The organism is Aeromonas taiwanensis (genome assembly GCF_000820165.1).
GTDB classification, from domain to species: domain Bacteria; phylum Pseudomonadota; class Gammaproteobacteria; order Enterobacterales; family Aeromonadaceae; genus Aeromonas; species Aeromonas taiwanensis.
Genome location: NZ_CDDD01000051.1, coordinates 1 through 9,417, shown reverse-complemented (window position 1 = coordinate 9,417; position 9,417 = coordinate 1). Strand labels below are relative to the sequence as shown.

9 protein-coding genes and 1 pseudogene are annotated in these 9,417 nt (G+C 66.8%); 5 read left to right on the top strand and 5 right to left on the bottom strand.

Translation table 11 applies throughout. The annotated features are described in order from the left end of the window. The first annotated feature begins 117 nt into the window (after positions 1-117). The 4 genes from BN1136_RS08695 (at position 118) to BN1136_RS08680 (ending at position 4,255) form a co-directional block, all read left to right on the top strand. On the top strand, positions 118-579 hold the full coding sequence (locus tag BN1136_RS08695) for a GNAT family N-acetyltransferase (protein ID WP_043808377.1): 462 nt from the start codon (positions 118-120) through the stop codon (positions 577-579). Positions 580-783: 204 nt separating this feature from the next. Continuing rightward, on the top strand, positions 784-2,079 hold the full coding sequence (locus tag BN1136_RS20590) for a methyl-accepting chemotaxis protein (protein ID WP_043759063.1): 1,296 nt from the start codon (positions 784-786) through the stop codon (positions 2,077-2,079). Positions 2,080-2,239: 160 nt separating this feature from the next. Then, positions 2,240-2,797, top strand: a complete 558-nt coding sequence (locus BN1136_RS08685) for a DUF3332 domain-containing protein (protein WP_043759082.1) — start codon at positions 2,240-2,242, stop codon at positions 2,795-2,797. Between the two features lie 84 nt (positions 2,798-2,881). Next, the gene (locus BN1136_RS08680; protein WP_043759070.1) at positions 2,882-4,255 is read left to right on the top strand and encodes an HD-GYP domain-containing protein; all 1,374 of its coding nucleotides are present in this window, start codon (positions 2,882-2,884) and stop codon (positions 4,253-4,255) included. A 74-nt stretch (positions 4,256-4,329) separates the two neighbouring features. Here BN1136_RS08680 and BN1136_RS08675 read toward each other — a convergent pair whose 3' ends face one another. The 3 genes from BN1136_RS08675 to mobA form a co-directional block, all read right to left on the bottom strand. Then, positions 4,330-5,415, bottom strand: a complete 1,086-nt coding sequence (locus BN1136_RS08675) for an FUSC family protein (RefSeq protein WP_043759071.1) — start codon at positions 5,413-5,415, stop codon at positions 4,330-4,332. 105 nt (positions 5,416-5,520) lie between these two features. Beyond that, the gene (gene mobB, locus BN1136_RS08670; protein WP_043759072.1) at positions 5,521-6,276 is read right to left on the bottom strand and encodes a molybdopterin-guanine dinucleotide biosynthesis protein B; all 756 of its coding nucleotides are present in this window, start codon (positions 6,274-6,276) and stop codon (positions 5,521-5,523) included. Then, positions 6,273-6,887 carry a molybdenum cofactor guanylyltransferase MobA gene (gene mobA, locus BN1136_RS08665; RefSeq protein WP_043759073.1) on the bottom strand — a complete coding sequence of 205 codons (615 nt, stop codon included), beginning with the start codon at positions 6,885-6,887 and terminating at the stop codon, positions 6,273-6,275. Before mobA ends, mobB begins: the two co-directional genes overlap by 4 nt. A 226-nt stretch (positions 6,888-7,113) precedes the next feature. Between mobA and BN1136_RS08660 the strand changes: the two genes are divergently transcribed. Beyond that, on the top strand, positions 7,114-8,823 hold the full coding sequence (locus tag BN1136_RS08660; RefSeq protein WP_043759074.1) for an NAD-dependent malic enzyme: 1,710 nt from the start codon (positions 7,114-7,116) through the stop codon (positions 8,821-8,823). Positions 8,824-8,889: 66 nt separating this feature from the next. Here BN1136_RS08660 and BN1136_RS08655 read toward each other — a convergent pair whose 3' ends face one another. Together BN1136_RS08655 and BN1136_RS08650 are read right to left on the bottom strand one after the other, a co-directional pair. Further along, on the bottom strand, positions 8,890-9,231 hold the full coding sequence (locus BN1136_RS08655) for an RT0821/Lpp0805 family surface protein (RefSeq protein ID WP_043759075.1): 342 nt from the start codon (positions 9,229-9,231) through the stop codon (positions 8,890-8,892). Continuing rightward, a pseudogene (locus BN1136_RS08650) lies at positions 9,228-9,417 on the bottom strand (hypothetical protein); the annotation flags it as partial. The pseudogene BN1136_RS08650 and the gene BN1136_RS08655, both read right to left, overlap by 4 nt.

The window sequence follows — 9,417 nt, the reverse complement described above, 5'->3', positions numbered from 1 at the left end:
GGGGGCCGGCCCCCTGGCGCTGGATCGCTGGCGCCTTGCCCGGCGTTCGTCACCGGCGTAAGGTGGCCGCACACGAGCCCCTGTCAGGGGGATAGGTCATGGATTCAAGGAACAGAGATGAAGGTACGCGAGGCCGTGGCGGCCGATATTCCCGCGCTGGTGGCCCTGCGCATGGCGCTCTTTGGCGAGCTGGGGGAGCTTGATGACCCGCTGGCGGAGCCCGCGCTTCGGCAGGCGACCCAGGCCTATTTCAGCGAGGCCATGGGGCAGGGCAGTGCCCGCACCTGGGTGGTGGAGGTGAACGGCGAGCCGGTGGCCTGCGGCACCCTGGCCCTCTTCGTGCGGCCCCCCTATCCCGGCAACCTGGCAGGGCGTGAAGCCTATCTGCTCAACATGTATACCCGACCGGCCTGGCGCAGGCGGGGCATGGCTAGCGCCCTGCTGGAGGCCATGCAGGCCCATGCCCGTGAACAGCGGCTGGGCAAGCTGTGGCTGCACGCCAGCGAGGAGGGACGAGCGCTCTACGAGCGGTTCGGGTTTGCAGGCACCCCCGCCTGTCTGGAGTGTGCGCCCGCCTGATCCCGGTTTTTCCCCCGTCCTGCTGATCCCGGATCCCCCGGGCTGCGTACACTCCCTCCCTTGGCGGCGTCGCCGCTTTTCTATACACTGCGCGCCCCCGTGAATCCGGGTCATCCGACCACTCATCCCGGGGCCTGCGGTGCCGATATCCTCTATGTGGGATGGCGGTGGTGCCGTTCGGATCGTCAACGAGGTAGGAGTGTCATGTTCAATCACAAACTCAAGGCGCAGTTGCAGGCTTGCCAGAGCCGGCTCGACGAGGAGCAGGGCGTGGTCGAGGCGATCAAGACGGGCGCCGCCACCATCATCTTCACGCCGGACGGCACCATCCTGGAGGCGAGCGCCCCCTTCCTGGCCCTGATGGGCTACGGGGTAGGCGAGCTGCCGGGGCAGCACCACAGCCTGCTCTGCCCCAAGGGGTGGGCGCAGTCCGGCGACTATCGCCAGTTCTGGAGCCGTCTCGGCCAGGGGGAGGTGCAGTCCGGCACCTTCGAGCGTCTGAACAAGCGGGGGGAGACGCGCTGGCTGGAGGCGAGCTACTTCCCGGTCAGGCAGCAGGGCCGGGTGACCCGGGTGGTGAAGATCGCGAGCGACGTGACGGAGCAGCACCTGAGATTGCAGCACCTGGAGGCACTCTCCCAGGCGCTGGACCGCTCCCGGGCGATGATCGAGTTCAGCCCGAACGGCGACATCCTCAGCGCCAACGCCAACTTCCTCGACGTCATGGGCTATCGCATGAGCGAAATTGCGGGCAAGCACCACAGGATCTTCTGTGACGAGGCCTTCCTGCGCGAGCAGCCCCATTTCTGGGAGGAGCTGGCCCGGGGCCAGTTCAAGTCCGGCCTCTTCATGCGCCACAACAGCCAGGGTCAGCCCATCTGGCTGGAGGCGACCTACAACCCTATCCGGGACGAGAGCGGCAAGGTGGTGCGGGTGGTGAAGTTTGCCAGCAACATCACCGAGCGCATCGAGCAGAACCACGCCACCCGCGAGGCGGCGAGGCTGGCCCACAGCACGGCCCAGGAGACGCTGCACAGTGCGCAGGCGGGGGCCGAGCTGCTGCGCGCCGTGGTGGAAACCTCCTCCCTCATCGCTACCCGGGTGGATCAGGCCATCGCCCTCATCGGCCAGCTCAACGAGCAGTCGCGGAGCATAGAGGCCATCGTCTCGACCATCAGCGCCATCGCCGATCAGACCAATCTGCTGGCCCTCAACGCGGCCATCGAGGCGGCGCGGGCCGGGGAGCAGGGGCGGGGCTTTGCGGTGGTGGCGGACGAGGTGCGCCAGCTGGCGGCCCGCACGTCCCTCTCCACCGACGAAATCGCCAAGGTGGTGCAGAAGAACCGCGAGTTGACCGCCCGGGTGACCGATGACATGGCCGGGGTGGCCGGCAGCGCCGAGCTCGGCAAGCAGCAGATCGCCGGCGTGGACAGCCTGATGACCGAGATCCACCAGGAGGCGAGCCGGGTCTCGGAGACGGTCTCCGCCCTCTCCATCTGAGGGCCGGCCCGGCGACAGCCGCTGGCCAGATTGCCAAAAGAGTGAGCAGTCGGACGCTCAGGCTGAACCCGGGCTGTATGGCGCCCACCTTGTCAATTGTCCTGCCCGGGCCACTTGTTTAGGCTGCCGCCTCCTTTTTCGATTGAGCAGGTAGACAATGATGGCAGTACGACAGAGAGGCAGGGCACTGGCCCTGCTGCTGGGAATGGTGGCGAGCCTGGGGCTAGGTGGTTGCATGGGTCAGATGGGCCTCTCCTCCATGGTGACCAAGGGCAACCTCAGCGTGGTGGACAACCGCTACGGCCGCGCCGGCGTCTTCGTGCTGCTCTCCCCCGTCTATGGCCTCGCGGCGACGGCGGATCTCTTCGTGTTCAACACCATCGAGTTCTGGTCCGGCAAGAACCCCATCACCGGCAAGTCGCCGGCCCTGGTGGATCAGAAGGCCGATGCCGTCATCAAGGTGAACCAGCACCTGGATCCTTCCCTCAACAAGGTGCCGCTCGCCATGCTGCCGCAAGGGGTCCGCGAGGTGGAGGTGCACTATCCGGACGCGAACACCGCGCTGATGGAGATCCACTACCTCGATGGCCGCCAGGGCACGATGCGCGGGGAGATGCAGGGCGAGCTGCTGCACCTCTATCTGGACGACAAGCTGGTCTCCACCCTGACCCGTCAGCAGCTCGATGCGGCGGCAAGCCGGGGAGCGGTGCAGGCATAATTTGTCGCTCTCCTGATCTTTTCCTCACCACAGGGGGTATACATGCCTGCGGGCAAGTACGCCCCGATGTTGAGGGAGTGGGCTATGGGGGTAAATGGATTGCGCTTGGCAGAGCTGATTGGTTCTCTCAGCCATGCCCTGGACATGACGGAAGGGCAGCCAAGAGGCCACTGCATCCGCTGCTGCTGGATAGGCTCTCGTCTGGGAGATCAGCTGGGACTGGATGCCCGGCAGCGCCACGACCTCTACTACACGCTGCTGCTCAAGGATCTGGGGTGCAGCAGCAATGCCGCCCGCATCTGCGAGCTCTATCTCACCGACGATCTTCACTTCAAGCGCGACTTCAAGCTGGTGGATGGCTCCCTCTCCGAAGTGGTCAACTTCGTGCTGGGCCACACCGGCTTGCAGGCGGATCTGCTGGGGCGTTTTCGCAGCCTGTTCCACATCTTTCGCAACGGGGATCAGATAGCCAACGAGCTGATCCAGACTCGCTGCCACCGGGGGGCGGCCATCGCTCGCCAGTTGCGCTTCAGCGACGAGGTGGCTCAGGGCATCCTCTCCCTGGATGAGCACTGGAACGGCAAAGGTCGGCCGCTGCAACTGGCGGGTGAGGGGATTCCGCTCTTCTCCCGTATCGCCCTGCTCTGCCAGGTGGTGGACGTGTTTCACGCCGCCGCAGGCCCGGACGCGGCGCTCAGGGAGCTGCGCGAGCGCAGCGGAAACTGGTTTGATCCCGCCCTGGTCAGGGCGTTCGAGGCGCTGGCCGACGACGCCTTCTGGCAAGGGCTGGTGGACCCCAGGCTGACGGAGCGGGTCTTCGCCCACCCGGCGGGGCAGGGGGAGGTGGCGCTGGATGAGGATTATCTGGACGAGATAGCGGCGGCCTTTGGTCAGGTGGTGGACTCCAAGAGCCCCTATACCGCAGGACACAGCGGCAGGGTGGCGCTCTATACCGACATCCTCGCCGCCCAGATGGGGCTGTCCGAGCCGCGGCGGCGCTGGCTCAAGCGGGGCGCCCTGCTCCACGATGTGGGCAAGCTCGGGGTGAGCAACGCCATCCTCGACAAGCCGGGCAAGCTCGACGAGCAGGAGTGGGCGGCGGTGCAGATGCATGCCGCCTATACCGAGGAGATCCTGAGCCGCATCGGTGCCTTCAAGGAGCTAGCCCAGGTGGCAGGCGCCCACCATGAGCGACTCGACGGCAAGGGCTATCCCAAAGGGCTCAAGGGGGAGGCGATCACCCTGGAGACGCGCATCATCACCACCGCCGACATCTTCGATGCCATCACCGCCAAGCGCCCCTATCGGGACGCCATCCCGGTGCCCAGAGCGCTGGAGATGATGGCCGAAAACCTGGGCACTGCCATCGACCCCGACTGTTTTGCCGCCCTGAAGGCGGGTATCCAGGATTTCTCCCTCTACCTCACGCCGGAGCAGCCCCTGCCCCTGGCAGGCTAGGGCCAGGGTTAAGCCCGCGACAAGAAAGCCCCGCTTCGGCGGGGCTTTCCTTATGGGCGCGTGTCGGCGTGGGATCAGGAGGGCTGATGGGCCGAGGGCTTGGCATAGGGCTGCAGCACCAGCCCCAGCAGACGATGGAGGTGGGCGAGCTGCTCGGTGAGCTGGACGTTGAGCCAGAGGTAGCCGGCGAGGGTGACGCCGACTTCCTGAGGCGATTCGGCCTGGAGCGCGCGGGACACCTCGGTCGTCGCCTCCTGCAGGCGGGTCATGGCCTGGGTGGCGGCGGCGGGATCCCCGCTCTTGAGCATGAGGGCGAGCTGGGTGAGCACCCCCTCGGTGGCCTGCTGGCAGGCGCGCAGCCCGGGGTGGCTCTGCATCAGGAAGTGGCTCTGGCGGTCGCGCCAATGGGTGTTGGCCAGCATCTCCAGGGTGCAGACGCTGTTGCGCATCGTGGTCTGGATGGCCTCGAACAGGGGGTTGCCAAGGCGCGTCTCCTTGACGGCGGGCGCCAGCAGGGCGCGCAGGCCGACGATCTTCGCGAGCAGGCGGGCGTGGCTCTGGGTGAGCTTGGGACGCTCCAGCACGTTGGGGGAGAGGTGGGTGTGGTAGATGCGCTGGGCCTGCAGCAGGGTGTCGTGCATCTGCAGGCGCCAGTGGAGGTAGGCGCGCTGGGGATAGATGCTGCAAAACAGCAGGGCCAGCACCGAGCCCAGGATGACGTCGCCGCTGCGCCAGAGCGCCGTCTCTATGTCCCCCGGCAGCCCGCCGACGATGACCCCCAGGGTGATGCCGATGAGCAGCCCCACGTAGGGGCGCTTGCCGAGCGCCAGGTAGCCGCAAAGGAACATGATGGCGCAGCACCAGATCAGCATCAGGGGCAGGGAGTAGAGCTCCAGATAGAGGGCCACCACCCCGCAGGCCGCGCCGAAGATGGTGCCCACCACCCGCTGCAGGGCGCGGGAGAGCACGTTGCCCCAGAACGAGATGGGGCCCATCACCACCACCAGGGTGATGAGGGGCCAGGTGCTCTCCGGCAGCTTGAGCTGCCGGGTCAGCAGGAAGGTGAGGGTGAACGCCAGGGCGATGCGCAGGCCGTGGACGATGCGGTAGCGACCGTAGATCAGCAGATCGAAGCGGGAGAGGGGCGTGTTCAGGCGCAAGGGGACTCTCTTATCTCGGGGGGTGGCCGATATGGTGATGTCGGTATCGACCAAAGGGACGACCTGGGTTGCAACCACTCAGGTGACCTGAGTGGCAAAGAAGCGTCATGCAGACCCCTCTGCGGGCAGACGTACCATCACCCGCTCGCCGGGGGCGAGGGCGGTGTGCCCGGGGGCAAACTCGATGCGGCAGTTGGCGCTCTCGCGGCCCTCGTCCACCGGGCGTACCAGCAGCAGGCCTGTCTCATCCTGGCTGAGAACGCCGGGCAGAGAGGTTTGCCCCGCGGGGTTGGCCACGGCCGCCAGCAGCCGGGCGCAGAGGCGCAGGGGTGGCGGTGCCTGACGGGGCTCGCGCGAGGGCAGCCTGGCGCAGATGAAATCGGCGATGGCCTCCAGATCGTCGAAGCCGAACCGGGGCAGGGTCGTGGCCTGGGGGGCGTCGCTGACGAGGGCGACGATGTCCGGGTCATCGGGGAAGAGCAGGGGCCGGCCGATGGCGGCGCGATGCAGCTCCACCTTGGGGAAGTGCCTGTGCTTGAACCCCTCGATGAGCAGCAGGTCGAGAGCGCTGGCATCGAAGCGGGCCAGCAGTGCCTCCAGGGACGGCTCCTCCTCTGGCGTCTCCCGGATCAGGGCGTGGCGCAGGCTGGAGGCCGCCATCACCTGGACGGCGCCCGCCTGGCGCAGGCGGTGGCTGTCCTTGCCGGGCTGGTCGATGTCAAAGGCGTGGTGGGTGTGCTTGAGCACCCCGAGGCGCAGACCGCGGGCCACCAGGCGCGGGATGAGGCGCTCCAGCAGGGTGGTCTTGCCGGTGCCGCTCCAGGCGACGAAGCCGAGCAGGGGGAGGGGAGAGTGGTTCATGGCTGCTCCCCTTCAAGCAGCCGCGCCTCGTAGGCGGCGAGCTCGTCCGGGCTGTTGAGGTTGACGAAGGCGTCAGGCAGATCGGCGAAGGGCACCACCGCCATCCGGTGGCGGGCAAACCAGGCCCCGGTCTTGCGCTCCCCCTCGGCCAGCGCCTGGCGCAGGGAGGGGAGCAGGGTGCGGCGGAGCAGGGCGACTACGGGCTGCAGGTGCTCCCCGTCGTGGGCCACCACCAGATCTGTGTCCGGGGTGATGGCGGCGCGAAAGCGGGTCATCAGATCAAGGGGCAGGGCGGGGCCGTCACAGGGCACGAACAGCACCCAGTCGTGGCGGGCGGCGGCCAGCCCCGCCTGCATGCCGGCCAGCGGCCCCTGGAAGTCGTCGTTGCCATCGCCGATGACGGGGGCGAGCGTCTGGTAACGCGCCTGGCTGCGGTTGGCGTTGATCAGTACCTCGTCCACCTGGGGGCGCAGGCGATCGAGCACGTGTTCGATCAGGGGCTTGCCCGCGAGGGGCACCCAGCCCTTGTCGTCACCCCCCATGCGGGTGGCACGGCCACCGGCCAGGATCACGGCGGAAACGGGATGGGCGGGGAGTTGGGAAGGGCTCATGGTGCTCCAGTGTCTGCATCTGTATGGGGCGCCTGTGCGCCGCGCCCGGGGATCTTGCGCCAAGCGCGCCGCGCTCGCAACCTTCCGGGGCTCATGACTGCGCCCCTTTGGCCACAGGGTTTGGCCAAGCTCACAAAACCGAAACGCCAAACGTCATATGATCCGTGCATTTCGAGTCTTGCTCTCCTGCCGAACGGCAACTTCATGTAAATCAAAGAGAATGACTATGGCTACCGGACAATATCTGCTGTGGAAAGATGCGCAGGGCGAGGACTTTCGCCCGGTCGCGCTGACGGGGACCGACCTGCTCAACGATCGCAACCTCAACAAGGGCACCGCCTTCACCGAACAGGAGCGCGCCGACTTCGAGCTCGACGGCCTGCTGCCGCCCCAGGTGCAGACCTTCGAAGCCCAGCTGGAGCGGGTCTATGGTGCCTTCCAGAGCGCCTGCAGCGACATCGAGAAGTACCAGAACCTGCGGGCCCTGCAGGATCGCAACGAGACCCTGTTCTACGCCCTGCTGGCGCGCCACGTGGAGGAGATGACCCCCTACATCTACACCCCGACCGTGGGCAAGGCGTGCCAGGAGTTCAGCCACCGCTTCCAGAAGCCGCGCGGCCTCTACATCACCCCGAAAAACGTCGATGACATGGGATCCCTCGCCCGCCACATGGATGCCAAGGCAGTGCGCATCATCGTCGTGACCGACAGCCAGGGGATCCTCGGCATCGGCGATCAGGGGGTGGGCGGCATGGGCATTCCCATCGGCAAGCTCTCCCTCTATACCCTGGGCGCCGGCATCCACCCGGCCTGCTGCCTGCCCATCGCGCTGGACGTGGGCACCGACAACCAGGCGCTGCTGGATGACCCCATGTATCTGGGCCAGCCCCACAAGCGCATTCGCGGCAAGGAGTACGACGACTTCATCGACAAGTTCGTGGCCGGGGTCAAGCGCCACTTCCCCAACGCCGTGCTGCAGTGGGAGGACTTCAGCAAGTCCAACGCTTTCAACAACCTGGCCCGCTACCAGCAGGCGCTGCCGTCCTTCAACGACGACATCCAGGGCACGGGTGCCGTGGTGCTGGCGGGCATCATAGGGGCGGTCAAGTCCAAGGGCGAGACCCTGGGCCAGCAGAACTACCTGGTCTACGGTGCCGGGGCTGGCGGGGTCGGTGTTGCGGATCAGATCTGTGCCGGGATGATACGCGAGGGGCTGGATCCGCAGGCGGCGCGGGATCGCATCTATATCCTGGATACCCAGGGGCTGGTGTGCGACAACCGCGAGGGGCTGGATGAATACAAGCGCCGCTACGCCAAGCCGGGCCTGCTGCTGTCCCAGTGGGATCTGCAGGGCAAGGCGGGGCTGACCGAGGTGCTGCGTCACGTGCCCATCACTGTGCTGCTCGGCACCAGCGGCGCCGGCGGCGCCTTCCAGGAGGAGCACATCCAGCTGATGCTGGCCCACTGCGAGCGCCCCATGGTGTTCCCGCTCTCCAACCCCACCGCCAACTGCGAGGCGCTGCCGGAAGACATCTTCCGCTGGAGCCGGGGCCGCGCCATCGTCGCCACCGGCAGCCCGTTCAAGGACGTGCACTTCGAAGGGCAGGATTATCGCATCGGCCAGGGCAACAACGTCTTCATCTTCCCCGGCGTGGGGCTGGCGGCCATCGTCAGCCAGATCCGCGAGATAAGCCCGGACATCTTCACCACCGCCGCCTTTGCGCTGGCCGAGTGCGTGGATGAGGCGGATCTCGCCCGGGGCACCGTTTACCCGCGCATCAGCGAGCTTCGCAAGATCTCGGTGCACGTGGCGACAGCGGTGCTCAAGGACATAGTGCGCCGCGACCCTACCCATCCGCTCATCGGCCAGGATCTGCATCAGCACATCCTGAGCCACATGTGGGAGCCGGTCTACCTGCCCTATCGCCGGGTCTGACGAACGCAAGCCAGCAATGAAAGGGGGGTGACCATGGTCACCCCCCTTTTTTTGTCAGCCGGACGGTCAGCTTCGCAGGGGCAGCCAGCGGCCCTCCCTGCTGCGGCAGGCGGTGTCCTGCCACTGCTGGCTGGTCTGGCCTATGTAGAGCTGCTCGCGATAGTCGCGACACCAGAGGCCGTTGGGGTGGCGAAAGGTGCGCAGCGGCGTGACGCTGCCCGTGTGGCGGTTGGCGGAGTTGAACCAGGTGAGGCTCTGGCCCTTGGGACGGGTTTGCAGCGCCTCGGCCAGCGCCTGGTTGGCCAGCGCCACGTCGCGCTTGTCCATCTGGTGATAGAGGGGGGCGGGTGGCTGGGTGGCGCAGGCGGACAACCACAGCGCCAGAAAAATCAGCAGATGACGGCTCATGGCTGCACCTTGCTGTCAAACCCCTGCCGGATCAGGGCTTGCTCCTGCTCATCGGTCAGGGTCTGACCGCGATCGTCGACCGTGCCGTTTCCCCTAAGCTTGTTGCCGCTGGCATCGACGGCGTCCACGCCGTTGTCGTCGACCGTGCCGTCTCCCCGCAGCTTGTTGCCGTCGGCATCGACGGCA